This is a genomic window from Xanthomonas sp. D-99 (assembly GCF_017746145.1).
Classification (GTDB): domain Bacteria; phylum Pseudomonadota; class Gammaproteobacteria; order Xanthomonadales; family Xanthomonadaceae; genus Xanthomonas; species Xanthomonas cissicola.
On record NZ_JAGHWU010000002.1, the window covers coordinates 123105 to 143288 of the forward strand.

Annotated in this window: 17 protein-coding genes, 1 tRNA gene and 2 pseudogenes; 14 read left to right on the forward strand and 6 right to left on the reverse strand. The window is 64.1% G+C overall.

Going from position 1 to position 20184, the window contains the following annotated elements; genetic code table 11:
* The 3 genes from hrpD6 (at window position 1) to J7360_RS01080 (ending at window position 1132) form a co-directional block, all read left to right on the forward strand.
* The gene (gene hrpD6 / locus J7360_RS01070) at window positions 1-243 is read left to right on the forward strand and encodes an HrpD6 family protein (RefSeq protein ID WP_057658854.1); all 243 of its coding nucleotides are present in this window, start codon (window positions 1-3) and stop codon (window positions 241-243) included.
* 82 nt (window positions 244-325) lie between these two features.
* Window positions 326-607, forward strand: a complete 282-nt coding sequence (gene hrpE, locus J7360_RS21580) for an HrpE family protein (protein WP_139792750.1) — start codon at window positions 326-328, stop codon at window positions 605-607.
* 54 nt (window positions 608-661) lie between these two features.
* Entirely contained in the window at window positions 662-1132 is a 471-nt protein-coding gene (locus J7360_RS01080; RefSeq protein ID WP_017156500.1) for a CesT family type III secretion system chaperone, read from the forward strand.
* A gap of 622 nt (window positions 1133-1754) precedes the next feature.
* Here the strand turns inward: J7360_RS01080 and xopF1 are convergent.
* Window positions 1755-3764, reverse strand: a pseudogene (xopF1, locus tag J7360_RS01085) (type III secretion system effector XopF1).
* On the reverse strand, window positions 3761-4207 hold the full coding sequence (hap3, locus tag J7360_RS01090) for an Hpa3 family type III secretion system protein (protein WP_209033069.1): 447 nt from the start codon (window positions 4205-4207) through the stop codon (window positions 3761-3763). The pseudogene xopF1 and the gene hap3 overlap by 4 nt, the downstream one beginning before the upstream one ends.
* A gap of 973 nt (window positions 4208-5180) precedes the next feature.
* Here hap3 and J7360_RS01095 point away from each other — a divergent pair.
* From J7360_RS01095 to J7360_RS01105, 3 genes are all read left to right on the forward strand, one after another.
* The gene (locus tag J7360_RS01095; RefSeq protein ID WP_209033071.1) at window positions 5181-7565 is read left to right on the forward strand and encodes an HrpF/NolX family T3SS translocon protein; all 2385 of its coding nucleotides are present in this window, start codon (window positions 5181-5183) and stop codon (window positions 7563-7565) included.
* A gap of 1057 nt (window positions 7566-8622) precedes the next feature.
* Window positions 8623-10062 carry a type III secretion system effector XopAE gene (gene xopAE / locus J7360_RS01100; RefSeq protein WP_057658919.1) on the forward strand — a complete coding sequence of 480 codons (1440 nt, stop codon included), beginning with the start codon at window positions 8623-8625 and terminating at the stop codon, window positions 10060-10062.
* A 47-nt stretch (window positions 10063-10109) separates the two neighbouring features.
* The gene (locus tag J7360_RS01105) at window positions 10110-10250 is read left to right on the forward strand and encodes a hypothetical protein (RefSeq protein WP_209033094.1); all 141 of its coding nucleotides are present in this window, start codon (window positions 10110-10112) and stop codon (window positions 10248-10250) included.
* Here J7360_RS01105 and J7360_RS21240 read toward each other — a convergent pair.
* Both J7360_RS21240 and J7360_RS01110 read right to left on the reverse strand, forming a co-directional pair.
* Window positions 10203-10319 (reverse strand): annotated as a pseudogene (locus J7360_RS21240) (IS3 family transposase); the annotation flags it as partial. The gene J7360_RS01105 and the pseudogene J7360_RS21240 sit on opposite strands and share 48 nt — an antisense overlap.
* Window positions 10320-10472: 153 nt before the next feature.
* A tRNA-Arg gene (locus J7360_RS01110) sits at window positions 10473-10549 on the reverse strand.
* 478 nt (window positions 10550-11027) lie between these two features.
* Between J7360_RS01110 and ubiA the strand changes: the two genes are divergently transcribed.
* Complete coding sequence (gene ubiA / locus J7360_RS01115; protein WP_057658858.1) at window positions 11028-11933, forward strand: 4-hydroxybenzoate octaprenyltransferase; 906 nt, start codon at window positions 11028-11030, stop codon at window positions 11931-11933.
* Window positions 11934-12181: 248 nt separating this feature from the next.
* Here ubiA and J7360_RS01120 read toward each other — a convergent pair whose 3' ends face one another.
* Complete coding sequence (locus J7360_RS01120; protein WP_174232304.1) at window positions 12182-12907, reverse strand: ComF family protein; 726 nt, start codon at window positions 12905-12907, stop codon at window positions 12182-12184.
* Between the two features lie 49 nt (window positions 12908-12956).
* Between J7360_RS01120 and bioB the strand changes: the two genes are divergently transcribed.
* From bioB to lpxO, 7 genes are all read left to right on the forward strand, one after another.
* Complete coding sequence (gene bioB, locus J7360_RS01125; protein WP_057658861.1) at window positions 12957-13991, forward strand: biotin synthase BioB; 1035 nt, start codon at window positions 12957-12959, stop codon at window positions 13989-13991.
* Window positions 13915-15288 carry an 8-amino-7-oxononanoate synthase gene (bioF, locus tag J7360_RS01130; protein WP_209033073.1) on the forward strand — a complete coding sequence of 458 codons (1374 nt, stop codon included), beginning with the start codon at window positions 13915-13917 and terminating at the stop codon, window positions 15286-15288. Before bioB ends, bioF begins: the two co-directional genes overlap by 77 nt.
* Window positions 15289-15479: 191 nt before the next feature.
* Window positions 15480-15854 (forward strand): hypothetical protein, encoded by a 375-nt coding sequence (locus J7360_RS01135; protein ID WP_057658867.1) that lies wholly within the window; start codon window positions 15480-15482, stop codon window positions 15852-15854.
* A gap of 101 nt (window positions 15855-15955) precedes the next feature.
* The gene (bioH, locus tag J7360_RS01140; RefSeq protein ID WP_057658869.1) at window positions 15956-16717 is read left to right on the forward strand and encodes a pimeloyl-ACP methyl ester esterase BioH; all 762 of its coding nucleotides are present in this window, start codon (window positions 15956-15958) and stop codon (window positions 16715-16717) included.
* Window positions 16718-16761: 44 nt separating this feature from the next.
* A complete protein-coding gene (locus J7360_RS01145) occupies window positions 16762-17544 on the forward strand; it encodes an SDR family oxidoreductase (protein ID WP_007968480.1) in 783 nt (260 codons plus the stop codon).
* A gap of 67 nt (window positions 17545-17611) precedes the next feature.
* Window positions 17612-18496, forward strand: coding sequence for a malonyl-ACP O-methyltransferase BioC (gene bioC / locus J7360_RS01150; protein WP_007968479.1), 885 nt, complete (start codon window positions 17612-17614; stop codon window positions 18494-18496).
* 248 nt (window positions 18497-18744) lie between these two features.
* A complete protein-coding gene (gene lpxO, locus J7360_RS01155) occupies window positions 18745-19650 on the forward strand; it encodes a lipid A hydroxylase LpxO (protein ID WP_007968478.1) in 906 nt (301 codons plus the stop codon).
* 110 nt (window positions 19651-19760) lie between these two features.
* On the opposite strand, the gene J7360_RS01160 is transcribed toward lpxO, so the two are convergent.
* Window positions 19761-20180, reverse strand: a complete 420-nt coding sequence (locus J7360_RS01160) for a ketosteroid isomerase-related protein (RefSeq protein WP_007974235.1) — start codon at window positions 20178-20180, stop codon at window positions 19761-19763.
* Window positions 20181-20184 lie beyond the last annotated feature (4 nt).

Genomic DNA, 20184 nt, shown 5'->3' on the forward strand with positions numbered 1-20184 from the left:
ATGTTCGATGCCATGACCGAGACGGTCACCCAGGATATGAGCAAGATTTTGCAGACCAAGGCAGCGGATCCGTCTGGCGAGCGGCTGCGTAACCTCGAGGCAGCGCTCGATGCCACCGCGCAACAGATTCGCGTGCACTGGTCCGCGGCGAGCGATCAGACCTCACGCAACGACTTCAATGTCTTGCATGACGGTATGACCGCGGCGCGCAACATCGTCGCGCACATCGCCGGCCTGTCGTAAGTAAATCGATTTCTTGGTCACTTCGACCAAGCACAACGCGCCAGCAGGCGCATCACTACATGCAATATGAAGGAGGCTTGGTATGGAACTATTTCCGCAAACGAGTTCAATCACATCGCGTTTTGACCAGGGCATGGATGGCTACACCGGGGGTGTGTCCGGTGGAATCTCTGGTGCTAGTGCACTGTTCGGCTCGAACGGTCAGATGAGATCGTTGATCAGCGACTTGACCGCTTCTGACGAGGCCCAGAAATCCATGAACAACAAGATCACCATGCTCAAGAACGATCTGGACTTCAACGTGGCGTTGAACAAGTTCATCGGCAAGGCCGGCGACAACGCCAAGCAGCTCGTTGGCCAGTAATCGACATTGGCATGCGCAGGACTTGTAGGGGGTCCTGCGCATGTACCACCGCCGATGAGCAGCGCACGATTCGAAACCATCGTTCGACAGATGTGCGAGGCACTGGATCTACCGGATGTGCAGTCTGTGCTCAGCAGACGTGTACTCTGGGTGGAAGGGTTTGAAGTCTACCTCCACGAGCCGACGCCACAGCCCGACGATGAGGTGCAAGAGCAGGCACTGTATCTGCGCATCTCCTACGGGCTGCCACCCGCCGGACGGACATTGACGGTTTACCGGCTGTTATTGGAAGCCAATCTGTCCGTGTACGCGCAAGACCAGGCACAGCTTGGACTGAATGATGCCGGCGTCATCGTCCTGATCGTGCGCGTGCCGCTGGACGATGATGTGGATGGATCATGGATATGCGACCTGCTTGCCCACTACGCCGAGCATGGTCGTTACTGGAACAATAATATCTTCGTTGCGCACGACGAAATGTTCGAAGGAATCGCGACGGGGAACTATCTGTGGTTACGTGCCTGACCAAGGCTGGCAAGCATCTCGCCGCCTTGGCCAATCATGGCGACAGCGACGCTGGTCAGCCATGGCACCACGACCCCGCTTTCCAGCCAATTCCACCAGCCCTGGCGCGTTGTCTGGACGATGTCACCAATGGCTCGCACTGAATGCAGGTCGATTGAGCATGTCGGGTGTGACGCGCCTGGATCTTTCCCTGCAGATACCCTGCAGGCAGCCGTCGCACACCTGCCACGCAAGATAGTCGCGAGGACTGGCACTGCACAGAACCAGGGCAGCTGCGTGACAGATCTGCCCTGCCGCGCATTTCTGCTACGGCGGCGGGTGCACCCACGCGTTGGCGCAGCAGAGACATACGGCGACTTTCTGACGAGTTCCCTTTCCAGTGCGAGTTGCACGATGGCATCGATACGCACCGCGTCGCCCAGTCCGCCAACCAGCGTCACAGCAAGATCATTGCACGGCGGCAGGCACTGCCACTACGACCAGGTTGCGCAGTGGCATCGCTCTATCTCTGCTGGTGGGTGCTCATCTTCCGGCCGCCACCACCACGCCACAGACGCGACGGCAACTACGTCTGTGGCGGCGGTGTGCAAGACGCACCAGGATCAACGCGATGGCTGAGCGCTCATGCTCGCCCGGTGTCCCACCGACGCAGTTGCTCGCGTTCATGCAACGCACGCTTGAGCGTTTTCAGTTGATCATCCAGCGCCTGCGTCACGTTGTAGCGTGGCGTTGCGCTAAACGTGTCCCTCCAAACATCACGCAGCGCGGTGCGTACGGCATCGATGGTCGCAATCGAGGGAGACTGCGCGCCGATCTCCGTGCGCAATGTCTCCAGGGCCGTCCGCAATGCCTGGCCAAGCGTCCCAGGCCCAGGTGCAGCGCCCACCCCCTCCTCCATGGCACGCGTTTGGGCAGATGTGGGCCCGGAAAGCGCGGCGATCGTCTGGTCGATGGGCTCTGCCAGGGCCTCAAGCGTCTGTGCGATGGTGCGTTCACGCTCGGCTGCCCGGGTGGCACGCGCGTTATCCAGTCGCGCTGCCGGGGAGCTGTTGGTACCGTTCCTGGCCTTGAGCGCATTCCAGAACGTATCGTTGAACAGGGTTTGGACGGTCTGCTGCAAGACAACAGGCACGGAATTGACTGGTTCGCCAGCAACACGGATATGGCTCCCTCCACGCAACGGTGCGACGATCATGCGCGAGGCCCCAAGCGAGCCGAAGCTGGCCATGATATTGCTGAGCATGTGGCGGGCAAAGACGTCACGTACCGTATCGACGACCGCATTGGCGCTGTTGAAACCTTGCTTTGCCAACGCAAAGGCTTCCATTCCGCTTTCCAGCAGATAACGCAGCGGGAAATGGACAGCGTCGGACCATTGTGCGGGCCGACGTGTTTTGTCGGGGAGAGCCAGCGAAAACAGGTTCAAGCGTTGCTCTCCGCCAAGCAGATCCGGCACGTTCATCTGGCCGGTGTGCGCCAAGGCCTTGCTCGTCTCCAGCATTGCTTTTTGCACGATGCCAGCTCCGCCGATGGCGAGCGCGCTCAAGCCCAACTGGCCGACCGGCGTCAGCAAGCCCGGGTCACTGCCGGTCCGACGCGCGGCATTGAACCCTGCATTGATTACTGGCTTGAGCCACAAGGTATCAACCGACTTGTCATCCAGGGTCGATTGGCGATTGGCGATCGCCTGGCGGCGGTCGTGGGCCTGGGCCTTGAGCTCGGCCACCGTGTGCGCCGTGTTCTCGCCCGGACGCGCGAATCGCTTGGCTTCCGCGGTCACTTCCAGAACGACCGGCGGCGGATCGGGCACCAGGACCTTCGGGTCGATGGCCTTGAAGCGCGGCAAGTTGCCGGCGCGCGCGCGCCGGTCCATTGCGGGAAGCAGCAGCGTATCGCTGGTATAGGACGCCATTCCCGCCGCCGCACCAGCAAGAACCGCCGTACTCAGTTGCTCGGCGTCAGGCGGGCGTGCGCCGGCGTAGGCCGCGCCCGTGGCCAGACCGACCGGGTTGCGCATCGCGCCAGTGATGAAGGCCCTGAGACATTCGTAGGCGATCGGCAGCGTTGCCGTTGCGCCTGCCGACTTCATATCGCCGATGATCTGGTACCCGGCATCCGGCCCGAAGGCCGTAACGCGTTCCTACACGCGTGCGTCCGCCCATTCCAGGTAACTTGCCTGCAATGCACGTTGCTCCTGCGAGGGCGCGGCAAATGGCAGATCGTCCAGCGCGGCGCGCAGCTGCGCTTTCGCCTCGGCGACGGCTGCAGCGCTACGCGCCTCATAGGTGCCCGCAACGACCGCCCCATGCTGTAGTTCCAACTCCGCGTGCGGGGCTGCGGTCTGCGCGCTGTAAAACGTTGTATCCGAAGACTGCGATGACTGCGATGACTCGGACCGATGCGACCGACCGAGTGCGTCCGCCTCTTCGTCTGTATGAGTGGTCGTCTGACGTGAGGAAGCCCGGCGACCGCGCAGAGCCGCGCCGGAAGAGGACAAGCCGGCAAGCGGCCCAGAGAGTGCGCGCTCTTCTGGACCGGCAGGGCGCTTTTCGGCCTGCGTTGGTAGTGCCGGAACAAGACCCGACGTTGCACGGCTACTGGAGGCGGTCCCGATATGGCTGGGGAGCTTCATGATGCCACCTCGGCCTTCGTATCGACCTGGGTCGCCAGCGCGTCGAGCACGACACGTGCGACCACCTGCCCAAGTTCCAGTGCAGCGGCCACCTCTTCAGGGCTGCGCACGCGCAACAGCGGACACACGCATAGCAGGCCGAGGTCCGAGAGCGTGAGCCGCCATCCGTACTCGGTCAGCAGCTGCTCCTGCAGCGAGAGCAGGGTCACCACCTCGTCGCCACCGAATTCACGTGCCGCCAGGGGCAAGATCACTTCCGGAAAGGCCATCAGTTCGTCTTGCTCTCCCTGCGTATGGACACGGCACAGCATGCCGGCTGGCCCCAGAATGGTTTCGCCTTCACCGAGCCGCCGTGCAAGCTCTCCCGGAAAGCCGAGACATGCGCTCAGGCCGATAAAGAAAGCGGTATTCGCTGATTTTCGATTGTGCGACTCCAAGGTCATCAGAGGTACTCCGTGAGGACGTATTCGATGTAGGACTCATGCACCAACATGTCGTGCCACTGCACCAATTGTGTGCGGCAAGATTGTCTTGCGCTGTGCTTCGCACCCGAGCGAAGCACAGCGAACCACCTGCGCTGCACACGAAGCTGGGGCACTGCCAATCGGCTAACCAAAACCTGCGCCACACTTTCGTAGCGGACACAAGCGAAACAGAGGTGACCTCGATCCGGTGAGTCATCCGGCGCGCTAGCGGTACCTACAGGCAATGCAGAAAGGCCTCGTAACCTGGCGACTTACATGCGCACGGCACATCACATCGGTATTAACTCGCTGCGCACATCATCGACTTCGATTCCAGCGATCTCCATTACGATAATGCGTGTATTTCCACTGGAGCAGCCGGATATTCCGAACAAAGCGTATGACACCGATTCTTGCCACGCATCGGTGTGCGACGTCACGACATGCCGTGCGAGCAGTGCCCGGCAGCGCCTGGTGTTCGCCGCTGGATCCAGGTCTCGGCGCCAAAGGTTGTCCCGCACACAGCCGATAGCAATAGCGCTCACGGTCCATGCGGCGTACGGCATCGGCAACGTGACGCCGAACGCGGATGATTTGAGCAGATCGCCACCGGCGGGACGCGCGGGCGCACACGCGCGCGGGTGTCGATCGAATCACGCGACGCTATCGGCATCGCACACGCAACGCCGTATTAACTCGATCGTCAGGTTTTTGCAGGTCACAACAGGGGGCGCGCGTCTACCGGTCAGCTGCGCGCAACCGAGCAGTTCCTGAATAGGACATCGACGCATCGGTCTTTGCGCTTTTTTCGCCAAAATAGTTCGTCGATCAAGATGCACAGTGCGCACATTGGCACCATACGGCTACACCGCACGGGCGCGCCCGTGCGGCCGTATAAGACAATGCTTATACGCAGGTACTCTGCCAATTCTGCTATTGCGAGGCCGCCTATATGTCGCTCAATACACTTTCTACCGGGAGTAACCCCAGCCAATTGCTGGGTACTCCTCTCAACGAGTCGGATTCGTCGGAGCTATTCGGGTCGGATTCGTCCACGGACGACTCCGACTTGCCATCGACGATGGATAACATCTTTCAGCAAATCTACCTGCTGCTGGCGGCCCTCCAGGCCAACACGGCCAGCGGCGACACCGACACCCAGCTGTCCGCATCGGACTGGCAAGCCACCCAGCCGATCGAAAAGCGCACCTCCTGGCCATCGCTGGGCTACGACTTCGACCCCAAGCACATCAAGGGGAAGGATGCGCCGCCGGCGCTGGAAGGCTCAACGGTCACCTGGAACGGTGGCACGCTCACTCCATCGGAGCTGCAGATCGTTTCGACCTTGAATGCCCACAAGGATCAGATGCCGCTCGAGTACAAGAATCTCGACGACAAGATCAACGACCCTTCCACGCCCGCCGACCTGAAGGCCGCATTGCAGGGACTGAAGCAGGACCCGCGCCTGTTCTTTGCGATCGGTTCGCAGGGAGACGGCAAGTGCGGCGGCAAGATCAAGGCGCAGGATCTTTGGGATTTCTCCGATTCGCATCCGCAGGTCAAGGAGCTCGGCGGCAAGAACGATGAGTTCAACCCCAAGAACATCAAGGGTTCCAACCCGCCACCAGCTGCGGAGGGCTCGACGGTCACCTGGAACGACGGCCAGCTCAATCAATCCGAATTGGAAATTGTTTCGGTCCTGGATCGGCACAAGGACCAGGTCGACTCGTTGTCCTTCGATCAGCTGGACGCAAAGATCAACGACCCGTCGACGCAATCTGACTTGAAGGAAGCGCTTAAAGGATTGCAGAAGGATCCGCGGCTGTTCTTTGCCATCGGCTCGCAGAAGGACGGCAAGTGCGGCGGCAAGATCAAGGCGAAGGACCTGACGGACTTTTCCTCCCATCACCCGCAAATTGCCGAATACAACGACAAGAAGGCCAAGGATTACACGCAGAACTACATCGCATCCGATAGCCCCGACAAAACCAAGGCGTCGGTCATGACCAAAAGCGATGCCTTGCGCGAGCTGTATCGCTATTCCGACTATCTGCCCGACAACCTGAGCGAGGACGAATTCGCCAAGATCGTCGATGGCGACAGCAAGACCGGCAAGTGCCCGCCCCAGGTGATCGCGGCTGCCCAATATTTTCGCGATCACCCCGACGAGTGGAAGGAGTTTGCAGGAGATTCCGGCTCGATGAGTACGCCGGACTTCCTGCAGAAATCCAGCTCCGAGATTCACCTGACGGCGGACGAGCAGAAGACGCTGGATACCATCAACAGTCATCAAGACGCGTTCTACGGCGACGGTAAGGAGGTCACGCGCGACAAGCTCGACGCGATCTCCAAGGACGACAAAGCCGACCCCGCAGTGAAGCAGGCCGCCACGCAGTTGTTGAACGATCCGTTGCTGTTCGGCTTGTTGAACAACTCGATCACCGGCTACAAGAAGCCCCATCACTTCTTCGGCGGCGGCCATGTCGTCGATTCGGGCAAGATCAGCCAGAACGATTTCCGGCAGTTCTATGACCACATGAGTGCAGACAACAAGACCGTGGATACGCCGGCCACGCACGAGGCCAGCTCGCCCGATCAGCAAAAGGCCGTCGCAGACATGCTGGTGGGCAAGGACGATCCGCCGGCGATCAAGAAGCCCAAAAAGGACGTTGGCACGTTCCAACACGGCCTGCATGAGTTCCTCAAGTGGGACAGCAAGATCCTGGACTGGATGTCCGTGGGGCTCAGCGCATTGAACGGGATCCCCATCATCGGCGAAATTACCGATGCGGCGTCGATTGCATTGGAGAGCGAGGCGCAGGCGGCGCAGGTGGTCGACACCGCGATTCAAGGTGGCGACATGTCGCTGGCGTTGAAGCTGGCCGGCATCAATATGGCCGGGGCAGTCGTCGGAGCAGTCGGCGGACCCACGGCCAGAATCGGGGCCAAGGCGATTGCCAAGGGGGTCGCCGAGGCCGCGACCAAGGAAGCAGGCAAGAGCGCGGCCAAGGCAACTGCAAAGGGAACGGCCAGCGGCGTCGCCAAGGGCACCGGTAAAACGGCGACACAGCGTCCGACTGCCGGGGAGTTCTTAAAAGGCTATGCCGCCGGCACCAGCATCAGTAAATTTGTGGAAATTCTCAAGACGCCCGTATTGGCGGGCCTGCATTACGAAGAATACAAGTTGGACCAGCAGCAAAACGGACAAATCCACCAAAATCTGGAGAAGTCGGGCGGCGTTCCGGTGGGCAAGCAAATTATTCCCACGAACATTGCCAACAACTTCGAGGGAGACATGCGCCAGAATCTGAGGAACTTCAGAATACGTCGTCGATAACCTGTATAGGGCGATAATCCATTCAACGTCTTGCAGCCGGCGTTGGCGCTCGAGAGGGCAGGTCTTGAGGCAAGGCTGATCGATCCGCCACGACGTGCTGCAGGGCGCGCTGCGATGATGCGTTTGCCTATCGCCTAGCGGCTTCGCAGCGCGTGCCTCTAAGCGCCTGCATGCACGTTAAGCCGCCGCTGTGGCGGTGACGTGCCTTCCGGCGAACAGGCGAGGGGATGCCGGGCGCTCTCCCCGGATCATCTACGTCCTTGCAAGGAAGACGATCGACGCGCGTGAATACTGCATCGCAAGAGATGCGCCGCACCACCTCCTCGATCGCCTGTCGCCACCGCGTGTATCACGTCGAAGACCGATGCGATCGAACGCCGGACCATGCCCCGCTGTCGGTGAGCAGGTATGCAGCACAGGGACGCGCTTGCAAGAAAGCGCCCGATTCGTCAGGCGATGCAATCGCTTCGCTTTGGTGCAGCGATTGCAATTGCATCGCCGTAGCCTGGCTTCGGGAACGCTGCACTCAGCCGACTACGCAGGAGACACCTCCATGTTCAATGTCAATCGCCTACTACGCTCTCGCCCGCGAACGGATACCGCCGATCAAGCGCCTGCTGAAGACAGGCCTTCACGGCAATCTTCGCAACCGGAGGGCTTGCTAAGCCCTCTGCTCGCGCGGCCGCGACGGCGCGAAAGCACGTCAGCGGCAGACACGTCGACGCCAAGAAATGCCGCGCAAGGGCGCCTTTTCCGATCGCCGTTGCATCCGTCGAGTCAGCCGGCGGCACTCGCGGGCGCCTCTTCTGCACCACCGGGCAGTATCGAGCGCGACATCGACGAATGGCTGGCGCAAAGCCTACCGATGGCAGAGCGGGTCCGGACGGGCTACAACCTGCACGACGGGCAGAGGGATACGTCGCGGGAGGTGCTGCAAAGCGTGGCAGACGAAATCCGCCGTGCAGCGACCCGCCGCAGCACCGAACTTGTTCTCGACTACGGCCTCCCTGCCACGACGCTCCCCGATGCGATCGGCCGGCTCGACGCCCTACAGAAATTGACGCTGGTGCATACCGGGCTTCAGTCGCTGCCAGACAACCTGGGACAGCTGCGCCAGCTCCGCCATCTGCAGGTCGTTGGCGCGCACGGTCTGAAAAAGTTGCCACCCTCGTTGACGCGCCTGTCCAATCTAGAAACCCTTCAATTGGCGTTGGCTCCGTTGGACGAGTTGCCCGCAGACCTGGGGCGCATGCAAGGTCTGCGCAGCCTCACGCTGGCAGGCGGGCACTATGCGCGCCTGCCAGCCAGCATCGTTGAACTGAGCCACTTGACCGAGTTGCGTATGCCGCACTCTTCGCATTTTCACGAGTTGCCTGAGAACATCGGCCTCATGCGGGGCCTCAGGTCACTGGAGGTGGCATCGAATTCCAAGCTTGAGCGGCTTCCTGGCAGCCTCACCCAGCTGCATAGGCTGGAAAAACTCAATCTGTCGTCCAACCGCCGCCTGGCGCACTTGCCTGAGGACATCGGTCAACTGCGCGGCTTGACGGAACTGTCGCTGAAAGGTTGCGCCGCGCTCCGGCAGCTGCCCGACAGCGTGGCGGATCTGGCCCAATTGCAACTGCTGGACCTGCGCGACACGGGCCTGCAGACCCTTCCACAGTCGCTGGCCCGACTGCCCGCTCAATGCGATATCAAGGTGCCGGATCATCTGGCAGACCAATTGCTGCAGATCCGCGACCCGGAGCGCGCGCAGCGCCAGGCACAGCGGCTGGCCGAGCGGAGACAACGCGCGCCCGTGCCGGCGGCGCAGCAGGCCGGGTCGTCATGGAACCGCGTCCCCGAGTTCACGCGCGTGTTGCGCAGTGTCGATGCCGACCTGGGCGAGCGTTTTGACAAGTGGGCGCAGGGCCTGGCGCAAAATGCCAGGATCTTCGGCGCAGCCATTACATCGGCCGACATGCCCCTGCTGGACCAGGTGGTGGCCGAGGCCATTCGATCACCCGAATTCCGCAGCAGCTTCGGCCAATTCTTGAGCGACCACACCCCCAAGAGACTGAACCTGGACGGCATGACGCAGGTGGGTGGTTCCGGGCCGGCCGTGCGAGGAGACGTCAAGACCGCGTTTGCGGAGATGCTCAAGCATAAGCTCATGCACATGCAGGACCCCGAGACGGCGCTGGGCCTGCTGCAGGAAGCGCTGCAAAATCCCGACCTGGGGCTGTCCAGGGAGAGGCTGCTGCGCAGCAGGAATGAACTCAACGGGCGTGTGGAAATGTGGCCGCCACTGAAGGCCTACATCTCCATGCACGATGTGGAGGGAAAAGCGGCGCAGGATGCGGCGATCACGTGGGCGATGGCTCAGCTTGACGAAGCGCATGAGGGTGTCATCGGGGAAGCGGAGGCCAAGCAGGAGTCCGAGCAGGCGCAGGCCAACGCGAACCGCTTCATCGAGCGGCGGGCGCGTGTACTGCTCGGGGAATGGGGCATCCGTTAGGCCCTGGCGTCCGGCGAGGCCACTCCCGCAGTTGAGAATGGATAGGCATGCTGATGATGTTGATCGCAGAACGCGGCGGGTGTTTGCCCGCCGCGTCCATGCAGTGGTTATTGGCTGCCGGCAACCAGCCACACGGCGGCGGTCTGTTTGTTCGCTTCGCTCAAACTGCGGAACCCGTGCATCTCTAGGACGCCGCGTTGGTCGCTGTCGTTGAAGCGTTCCATGAAGCCGCTTGACTGCATGGGACATCCCTCTTCTGCGTGGCTGCGTTGAGGGCGGATGCGCCCATCTATGCCCGATCAGCCTGGATGCCAATGGATCCGAGTGGACCGTTCGCTGTACAGGCAACAAAAAACCCCCGATCTCTCGAGGGTTTTTTTTAAATCCCAGCACAAGCTCTGGAACTGAACTGGTGCGCCCGGAGGGATTCGAACCCCCGACCAATGGCTTCGGAAGCCACTACTCTATCCGGCTGAGCTACGAGCGCCTGGCCGCGCATTATGCCAGAACAGCCGGCGTGCGCGTGATGGGGCCGGGCGCCGCGGGTCTTGGCGAGCCGCGGCGTCGCTCCAGACGTGATGACGCCGGCGTCTCGGCCCGGGCGGTCGCTGTGCGACACCGGGTGCCCAGGTTCAAGCGCGCAGGGCCACGCGTACAGCCGTGTGGCCATCTCAAGCGGCCGTTGCCAGACGCAAGCCTGCTCAGCGTCCCCACCTGACAGTCAGCTTGAGCACGCGCCTGAGCGCGCTCACTGCCAAGCTTGCGTGGCAACCACACCGCCTGCCGCAGCCCGCCCGCATCAACGCCCGGCCCCCGGCCGCTCGCAGCATTGCTTGCTGCGGCCAGCCGCACCCCATGAACAGCCGGCCATCGCGCAGGCAGGGCATTGCCAGGATTGCCGCCCGCACAGCGCCCACCCCGCGTCCACATGACCACGGCCGAGCCGCGCTGCTACCCTTTGCCGCATGAGCAAGCATGGTGTCGAACAATTGCCCACAGCGCGCGCGCTGACGTGGCCGCAGCGATTGGGCCAGTACTGGAAGCTGGTCCGTGGCGACCGTCCGATCGGGAGCCTGTTGTTGCTCTGGCCCACCTGGTGGGCGTTGTGGCTGGCGGCCGATGGCCTGCCGCCGTTGTGGACGCTGTTCGTGTTCACCGCCGGGGTGTGGCTGACCCGTTCGGCCGGCTGCGTGATCAACGATTACGCCGACCGCTGGCTGGATCCGCACGTGGAGCGCACCAAATCGCGCCCGCTGGCCACCGGCGCGGTCTCCGGGCGCGAGGCATTATGGGTATTCGTGGCGCTGATGCTGGCGGCCTTCGCGCTGGTGCTCACGCTCAACTGGCTGACCGTGATGCTGAGCGTGCCCGGCGTCTTCCTGGCCGCCAGCTACCCCTACCTCAAGCGCCATACCCACCTGCCGCAGGTCTATCTGGGCATGGCGTTCGGCTGGGGCATCCCGATGGCCTTCGCCGCCGTGCAAGGCAGCGTGCCGTTGCTGGGCTGGCTGCTGTATGCCGCCAACATCCTGTGGGCCACCGCCTACGACACCTGGTACGCCATGGTCGACCGCGACGACGATCTCCGCATGGGCAGCAAGTCCACCGCCATCCTGTTCGGCAGGTTCGATCTGATCGCACAAGGCCTCTTGTATGCGCTGATGGTCGCGACGCTGGTATTGGTCGGCCTGCGCGCTGATCTCGGCGCTGCGTACTGGGCCGGCCTGGGCGTTGCAGCGCTGCTGGTCGCCTACGAATTCCGCATCGCCCGCCACCGCGAGCGCGGCCCCTGCTTCCGCGCCTTCCTGCACAACAACTGGGTTGGCCTGGCGATCTTCGTCGGCATCGCAGTGGCGGTGGCAGGGCGTTAGGTGCGGGATTCGGGATTCGGGGATGGGAAGTTTGTCGATTGAAGATCAGACCTTGAAATTGCGAGCAAGGATTCAAAGCTCGCCAGCATCACTGCTCGATTCCTCCATCTCTTCTGGCCATCCACCTACCGAAGCCGCGTCGCCATCCATCGCGCTGTGCTGTCAGACAGAGAGCCCGTCTCCTGCGGGAGAGAGGCCGGGGTGAGGGTGCGGGCGAAGCCTCGCGCATTCGGCGGCGGCCGGCTAGATCACGGCACCCGCGCGCAAACCCAGGCATCCACCCGTTGAACACCCGCCTTGCGCAAGGCCTTGGCCGCGGCGTGGAGCGTCGCGCCGGTCGTCATCACGTCGTCCACCAAGGCCACATGCGCCGGCAAGGCGCCGCGGACCTCGAACGCATCGCGCAGATTGCGCTGCCGCTCGGCCGCATCCAGTTCGGATTGCGGAGCGGTCGCGCGAACCCTGCGCAGCAACGGCCGGCACGGCAGCTGCAGCGCGCGGCCCAGCGGTCGGGCCAGCTCCAGCGCCTGGTCGTAACCGCGCTGGCGCAGGCGCTGCCGGTGCAGGCTTACCGGCACCAATGCCTGTGGGCGCGGCAGCCCCACGCAGCGCCGGGCCATCAGTTCGCTGAGCAGGCGGCCTGCCGCCAGGTCCTGATGGAACTTGAACCGCCGCAGCAGCCCGTCCACCGGCCAGCGATAGGTAAAACAGGCATGTACCCGCTGCAGCGCTGGTGGGTGCTGCAGGCACTGCCCGCACAGCGCCACCGCGTCGGAGGCGAACAGCTGCGTGGCGCAACACAGGCAGGCGTGGCCATGATCGGGCAAGGCGGCGCGACATGCAGGGCATAGATCGCCGTCGGGCGTACCGGCCTCCGCGCAGACCAGACACAGGCTCGGCAGCAACAGCCGCAGCACCCGCTGCGGCCATCTGTAAACCGATCGGACCTGATTGAAGTTGACAGCCTCTTCCATGCTCACCAGACTGCCTGGCTTCCAAGCCGCTGACTGTCAGGAAACTCCGATGTCTGTTGTCATCCGCCATGACTGGGATCGCAAAGAGCTGCAGGCGCTGTTCGATCTGCCGTTTCCGGAGCTGCTGCACCGCGCCGCCAGCGTGCATCGCGCCCATTTCGATCCGGCGCAAGTGCAGGTCTCCACGCTGCTGTCGGTCAAGACTGGCGGTTGCCCGGAAGACTGCGCGTATTGCCCGCAGGCGCAGCGCTACGACACCGGCGTGAGCGCGCAGAAGCTCATGGAGACCGAAGAGGTCGTCGCCAAGGCGCGCCAGGCCAAGGCCGCCGGCGCCTCGCGCTTCTGCATGGGCGCCGCCTGGCGCTCGCCCAAGGAGCGCGACATCCCCAAGGTGGCCGCCATGATCCGCGAGGTGAAGGCCATGGGCCTGGAAACCTGCGCCACGCTCGGCATGCTCGACGCCGGCCAGGCGCGTGCGCTCAAGGATGCCGGGCTGGACTACTACAACCACAATCTGGATACCGCGCCGGATTACTACGACTCGATCATCCACACCCGCCAGTACCAGGACCGCCTGAACACGCTTGAGCATGTGCGCGATGTCGGCCTGAAGACCTGCTGCGGCGGCATCGTCGGGATGGGCGAAACCCGCGAGCACCGCATCGGCCTGCTGCTGGCGCTGGCCACGCTGCCGGCGCATCCGGATTCGGTGCCGATCAACCAGCTGGTGCAGGTACCCGGTACTCCGCTGCACGGCACCCAGCAGCTGGATCCGTTCGAGTTCGTGCGCATGATCGCAGTGGCCCGTATCGCCATGCCGAAATCGATGGTGCGCCTGTCTGCCGGCCGCGAGGCGATGAGCGACGAACTGCAGGCGCTGTGCTTCCTGGCCGGTGCCAATTCGATTTTCTACGGCGAAAAACTGCTCACCACCGGCAACCCGGACACCGAGCGCGACCAGGCCCTGTTCCAGAGACTGGGCCTGCGTCCGATGCAGATCACCGTCGATGCGGCCGAGCACGATCACCCCGGCACCGTGCATGCGGAGATCACCCGCGGCGCGGCCTGCGAGCACGCCGCCTGACCCGGTGCCGGGCACCGGTCGTCGGTGGCGGCTGGGCGCCCCGAGCCCGGCACGCTACGCTAGCGGACCTTCCCTGCCGTTGAACGCCCCCATGGCTCGCCCCGATCTGCACGAACGGATTTCGTCGCTGCGTAAATTGCGCGTGGCCCAGGAACGGGTGCGGGTGCGGCGACAGGTGGGCCGGCGCGATGGCGTGCGGCTGGAGATCGACGGCCGTTGGCTGACCGGTTTCTGTTCCAACGACTACCTGGGCTTGTCGCAACAGTTCGAAGTGGTCGCCGCGCTGCAGGATGCCGCTGCCCGCGACGGTGCCGGCGCCACCGCCTCGCATCTGATCTGCGGGCACCACACCGCGCACGAAACATTGGAACGCGAAATCGCCGAATGGCTGGGCTATCCGTCGGCGTTGCTGTTCGGCAGCGGCTTCATCGCCAACCTGGCCGTGCAACAGGCGTTGCTCAGCGAAGAAGACGATGTCTGCGTGCAGGACCGGCTCAATCACGCCAGCCTGCTCGATGCCACGCGGCTGGCCGGTTGCCGGTTGCGGCGCTATCCGCACCTGGATGTGGAAGGCGCGATGCGCCGGCTCAAGGGCGCGCCCGAAGGCGCGGCGATGCTGGCCACAGACGGCGTTTTCAGCATGGACGGCGATGTCGCGCCGCTGCGCGCCTTGAGCCTGGTGGCACGCATGCAGCAAGCGCTGTTCTATGTGGACGACGCGCACGGTGTTGGCGTGCTCGGTCCGCAAGGGCGCGGTTGCGTCGCCGATGCGGGGTTGGGCGTGGCCGAAGTGCCGTTGCAGTTGGTCACCCTGGGCAAGGCGCTCGGTGGCTACGGCGCGGTGGTGGTGGGCGAAGAGGCGTTGGTGCGCCATCTGGCCGAAACTGCGCGCCCCTACATCTACACCACTGCATTGCCGCCGGCGCAAGTCGCGGCCACCCTGGCGGCCGTGCGCCTGGCGCGTCGCGACGATTGGCGGCGTGCGCGCCTGGTCGAATTGATCGGTGCGTTCCGCGATGGCGGGCGCAAGCACGGCTTCGAACTGATGGCCTCCGACACGCCGATCCAGCCGCTGCTATGCGGCGAGGAAGCAACCGTGATGGCGATGTCGGCTGCGCTCGAACACGCAGGTTTCATGGTTGGTGCCATTCGTCCGCCCACCGTGCCCGAAGGCAAGGCGCGCTTGCGCGTCACCTTGTCTGCGCTGCATACGCCGCAGCAGGTGCAGGCACTGATCGAGGCCATCGTGCAGGCGCGCGATGTGGTCAGTCGGCAGCCGCTGCGTGCCTCTGCCTGAGGCAAGTGGCAGCGCGTGGCTGGCCTGCACGCAGACACGCGTGGGCCACTCAGCCAATGCAGCGATTGCACGACGCACCTGCGTGGCAGGCGACCACGGCGCGCTGACCGTGCATTGCGCGATGGTTTGCCTGCATTGGACCAGCCGTGCCACCGGTGCGTGCCGGCCTCCGATCGCACCCTGGCACTGACATGTCACTCGCGACACCAGGCACAGCCACGGCGGCGCAACGTCGCGTGTGGGAAGCGTTGTCGCGGCTGTACCTGGACAGCGACAGTTGCGACGACGACGGCATCGCCCGCGTCCTGGCTGCCTCGCCCTTCACCCTGGAACAGTTGCGCACGATGTTGTTGTACGAAGTGCATCCGGTGCTGATCGGCAATCTGCGCAGCGTGGTAGGCGTCTGGGATGGCTTCGATCCCGACTGGCTGACTGCGTCGATCCAGGCACGGCACGCACGGCGCTGGCACTGGCCGACGCGCTGGCGCTGGTGCGGTCATGCGCGTGCGCGATGGGCGTTGCTGGCCCCGAGGATCGTCGCACTGCGTGCAGCCGCCATGCATTGACGCCAAGACGCTGCACCCAACATCGGATCTACGTGCCTCCAATCACCATCGTGCATTTCAATGAGGCGTGCCGGCACGCCACAATCGGCGACAATACGCGTATGCATATCGATGTCATCGGCCACGGGCCTGCGCTGGTTCTCCTGCACGGTTGGGCACTGCACGGCGGCGTGTTCGCACCGCTGGTGGAGCGCCTGGCGCCGCACTATCAATTGCATCTGGTCGACCTGCCCGGACACGGCTTCAGTCGCGACGACAGCACGCCGCTGGCATTGCCGTATGTGGTTGCAGAAATTGCGGCCGCCACACCGCCGGCGGTATGGCTCGGCTGGTCGCTGGGCGGGCTGTTTGCGCTGCATGCGGCGGCCACCCTGCCGCAGGTGCGTGGGTTGGCGATGATTGCCGCCACGCCGCGTTTCGTGCGTGGCAGCGATTGGCCGAGTGCCGTCCAGCGCGAGGTGTTCGTGCAATTCGGCGTCGAGTTGTCGCGCGACTATCGCGGCACGCTGGAGCGTTTTCTTGCGCTGGACACACTGGGCTCGGCGCATGCACGCAGCGAACTGCGCAGCCTGCGCGAGACGCTCACTGCGCGCGGCGAACCGGCACCGGAAGCGTTGCAGCAAGGGCTCACCCTGCTTGAACGCACCGATCTGCGCCGCGCGGTGCCGCAGCTCGCACGCCCCAGCCTGTGGATCGCCGGGCAACGCGATCGCCTGGTGCCTGCCGCCGGCATGCATGCCGCCGCCGCGCTCAGCCCGCATGCGCAGGCGCTCACCATTGCCGGTGGTGGTCACGCGCCGTTTCTTGGTCATGCAGATCAGGTGAGCGAGGCACTGCAACGCTTCGTTGCGTCCGTGCCATGAGCCGATCGTCGATCATGCGACATCGCTGATCGAGGGACACTCGCATGGATCTGGGAATCGCTGGCCGCTGGGCGTTGGTCTGCGCCGCAAGCAAAGGGCTGGGTTTGGGCTGCGCACGTGCATTGGCCGGCGAAGGCGTCAATGTGGTGATCGCCGCGCGCGGCCGTGAGGCACTGGAGCACGCCGCCGATGCCTTGCGCGCATTGCCCGGCGCTGGTCAGGTGCGCAGCGTGGTTGCCGATATCGCCACGCCGGAAGGGCGCAGCGCCGCACTCGCAGCCTGCCCGCAGGTCGACATCCTGATCAACAACGCGGGCGGCCCGCCGCCGGGCGATTTCCGCCAGTGGGACCGCGCCGACTGGTTGCGCGCGCTGGATGCCAACATGCTGGCGCCGATCGAACTGATCCGCGCCACCGTCGATGGCATGCGCGCACGCGGCTTCGGCCGCATCGTCAACATCACCTCCAGCGCGGTGAAGGCGCCGATCGACATCCTTGGCCTGTCCAATGGCGCGCGCGCCGGCCTCACCGGCTTCGTCGCCGGGCTCGCGCGCAGCACCGTGGCCGACAACGTCACCATCAACAACCTGTTGCCTGGGCAGTTCGCCACCGACCGCCTGCGCGGCAACTTCGCCGCCATCGCGCAGCAACAGGGCAGCAGTGCCGCCGAGGTCGCCGAACGCAAGCGTGCGGGCATCCCGGCGGCGCGTTTTGGCGAGCCGGACGAGTTCGGCGCGGCTTGCGCCTTTCTGTGCAGCGCACAGGCCGGCTATATCACCGGACAGAATCTGTTGATCGATGGCGGCAGCTATCCCGGCACGTTCTAGCGTGGCGTCGTCGCGCACCACGCATCGATTCCCTCCGCCCTAGCCCTGGGGCGACAATAGCGGCGCCATGACCAGTACTTTCGATCCCCGCCACGTCCGGCGCGCCTTTGCGCGTGCCGCCAGTACCTATACCGCCGCCGCCGCACTTCAACGCGAAGCGGAAACCCGCCTGCTCGAGTCGCTCGACTACCTGGGCGAGCAGGTGCCCAAAGTGGTGCTGGATGTCGGCGCCGGCCCCGGCCATGCCAGCGCCGCAATCAAGAAGCGCTGGCCCAAGGCGCAAGTCATCGCGCTGGATCAGGCCATGCCGATGCTGCGCCAGGCGCGCAAGGCCGCGGGCTGGTGGAAGCCGTTTACGCAGGTGTGCGCCGATGCGCGCGCGCTGCCGGTCGCCGACGGCAGCGTGGATGTGATCTTCAGCAATCTGTGCCTGCAGTGGGTGGAAGACCTGCCGGCGGTGTTCGCCGGTTTCCGCCGCGCGCTGCGCCCGGGTGGGCTGCTGCTGTGCTCCACCTTCGGCCCGGAAACACTGATCGAATTGCGCGATGCCTTTGCGCAGAGCGACCCGGCCCCGCACGTCAGCCGCTTTCCGCCGATCGCCCAATTCGGCGATGCCCTGCTGATGTCCGGGTTCCGCGACCCGGTGCTGGACCGCGACCTGTTCACCCTGACCTACAACGATCTGCCCGCGCTGATGCGCGAACTGCGTGCGATGGGGGCAACCAATGCACTCAGCAACCGCCGTGCCACCTTGACCGGACGCGGTCGCTTCGCGGCCGCCAGCGCTGCCTACGAACCGCTGCGGCGGCCGGACGGCACCCTGCCCAGCTCCTGGGAAGTGATCTACGCCCATGCCTGGGCACCGGCGCCGGGCGCGCCCATCCGCGAACACGGGCGTGACGTCGCCAGCGTGCCGGTCAGCGCCATCCCGATCCGCCGCCGCATCGACTGAGCGGCGGTGCAGAACGTTGGTCGTCGCGCATCCACTGCCGGTGAGACACAGAGTATTGCGCCCCCGCTCATACTCACCTGTCAGCCTCGGCGGAGACACTTGCTAGAATTCTGAAGTTAACGGCCACACCTCCCTGGTGCGGCTCACCTTGTTCGATGGTGACTACCGACACCAAGCAGCAGCGCTGCGTGTGCTGCTTGGCAGTCACTCTCACGTTTGCGGCCCCCCGCCCCCAATCGGCCTCCCCCATGTTGAAGTGGCTCCTCATCGCGTTGTTCATCGCATCGGCGCTCTACATCCATTACCGCGGTCGCGTGCGGCACCGGCTCAGCCGGCAGTTGCTGGACCATTCCACCTTCATGGCCCCCATCAACACGCTGATGTACCTGTGTTCGCGGGTGCCGACCACGCCATTCATCGACCCGGGCAAGGAATTTCCCGAGCTGGCGCCGCTGCGCGCCAGCTGGCCACTGATCCGCGACGAAGCGGTGGCGTTGCAGCAGATGCAGAAGATCCGCGCTGCTGAAGGCTATACCGACATTGGCTTCAATTCGTTCTTCCGGCGTGGCTGGAAGCGCTTCTATCTGAAGTGGTACGGCACCGCGCATCCGTCGGCAGCCGAATTGTGTCCGCAGACCACCGCCTTGCTGAAGTCCATTCCCACGGTCAAGGCAGCGATGTTCGCCGAGCTGCCGCCGGGCAGCGAACTACGCCCACACCGCGACCCGTTCGCCGGCTCCATGCGCCTGCACCTGGGCCTGGCCACACCCAACGACGACCGTTGCTTCATCGACGTCGACGGGCAACGCCACAGCTGGCGCGATGGCGAGTGGACCATGTTCGATGAGACCTACATCCACTACGCGCGCAACGACACCGACCAGGACCGCATCATCCTGTTCTGCGATATCGAACGCCCGATGCGTTGGCGCTGGGCAGCGGCGGTGAACCGCTTCGTCGGCCGCAGCCTGCTCTCGGCCGGCGCCTCGCCCAATCAGGAAGGCGACAAGACCGGCGGCATCAACCGCGTGTTCCGCTACTTCTACGCCGCGCGCCTGAAGGCCAAGGCGCTGAAGGAACGCAACAACCCGCTGTACCAGACGCTCAAGTGGGGCATCTTCGTGCTGGTGGTAGTGGGGATCGTGCTGCTGTAATACCGGACCAACCGCGTAGGAGCGCACCCGGGCGCGACCGGGCTTCCCGGTAACGCCTCATCGCGCCCAGTGCGCTCCTACGCAGCGCTGGCCCATGCCGGGCGATGCAATCAGCGCGATACCTGCGCAATCCATTCCTGCAGGTTGTAGTAGTTGGTGACGCGGGTGATCTTGTCGCCCTGCACGTCGAAGAACGCACCGCCCACCAGCACATAGGTCTGCCCGGTGGCCTCGGGCAGGCCTTCGTCGGTGGTGTGATAGACGCCATGCACCACGTACTCGGCGCCGACCCGGGTGCCATCGTCGCTGGCGATGACGACCACATCGCGCAATTGCTCGCGGTAACTGTCGTTCATGCGTTGCAGGAACGCGGCAAATTCGTTGCGGCCGATTTCGCGCGAGCCTTGGTTGAGGTCGTGGGCGACGTCCTCGGCCAGGAACGCCAACATGCCGTCCCAGTCGCCACGGTTGAATGCTGCGTAGTAGGCCTGGACCAGGCCGATGGCGTGTTGCCGATGGGTCTCGCTCATGCTC

Excerpts from the sequence above, each read along its gene's own strand:
- hrpD6 (WP_057658854.1), top strand. The coding sequence starts at position 1 with ATGTTCGATGCCATGACCGAGACGGTCACCCAGGATATGAGCAAGATT.
- hrpE (WP_139792750.1), top strand. The coding sequence starts at position 326 with ATGGAACTATTTCCGCAAACGAGTTCAATCACATCGCGTTTTGACCAG.
- J7360_RS01080 (WP_017156500.1), top strand. The coding sequence starts at position 662 with ATGAGCAGCGCACGATTCGAAACCATCGTTCGACAGATGTGCGAGGCA.
- hap3 (WP_209033069.1), bottom strand. The coding sequence starts at position 4,207 with ATGACCTTGGAGTCGCACAATCGAAAATCAGCGAATACCGCTTTCTTT.
- J7360_RS01095 (WP_209033071.1), top strand. The coding sequence starts at position 5,181 with ATGTCGCTCAATACACTTTCTACCGGGAGTAACCCCAGCCAATTGCTG.
- J7360_RS01105 (WP_209033094.1), top strand. The coding sequence starts at position 10,110 with ATGCTGATGATGTTGATCGCAGAACGCGGCGGGTGTTTGCCCGCCGCG.
- ubiA (WP_057658858.1), top strand. The coding sequence starts at position 11,028 with ATGAGCAAGCATGGTGTCGAACAATTGCCCACAGCGCGCGCGCTGACG.
- J7360_RS01120 (WP_174232304.1), bottom strand. The coding sequence starts at position 12,907 with ATGGAAGAGGCTGTCAACTTCAATCAGGTCCGATCGGTTTACAGATGG.
- bioB (WP_057658861.1), top strand. The coding sequence starts at position 12,957 with ATGTCTGTTGTCATCCGCCATGACTGGGATCGCAAAGAGCTGCAGGCG.
- bioF (WP_209033073.1), top strand. The coding sequence starts at position 13,915 with ATGCGGCCGAGCACGATCACCCCGGCACCGTGCATGCGGAGATCACCC.
- J7360_RS01135 (WP_057658867.1), top strand. The coding sequence starts at position 15,480 with ATGTCACTCGCGACACCAGGCACAGCCACGGCGGCGCAACGTCGCGTG.
- bioH (WP_057658869.1), top strand. The coding sequence starts at position 15,956 with ATGCATATCGATGTCATCGGCCACGGGCCTGCGCTGGTTCTCCTGCAC.
- J7360_RS01145 (WP_007968480.1), top strand. The coding sequence starts at position 16,762 with ATGGATCTGGGAATCGCTGGCCGCTGGGCGTTGGTCTGCGCCGCAAGC.
- bioC (WP_007968479.1), top strand. The coding sequence starts at position 17,612 with ATGACCAGTACTTTCGATCCCCGCCACGTCCGGCGCGCCTTTGCGCGT.
- lpxO (WP_007968478.1), top strand. The coding sequence starts at position 18,745 with ATGTTGAAGTGGCTCCTCATCGCGTTGTTCATCGCATCGGCGCTCTAC.
- J7360_RS01160 (WP_007974235.1), bottom strand. The coding sequence starts at position 20,180 with ATGAGCGAGACCCATCGGCAACACGCCATCGGCCTGGTCCAGGCCTAC.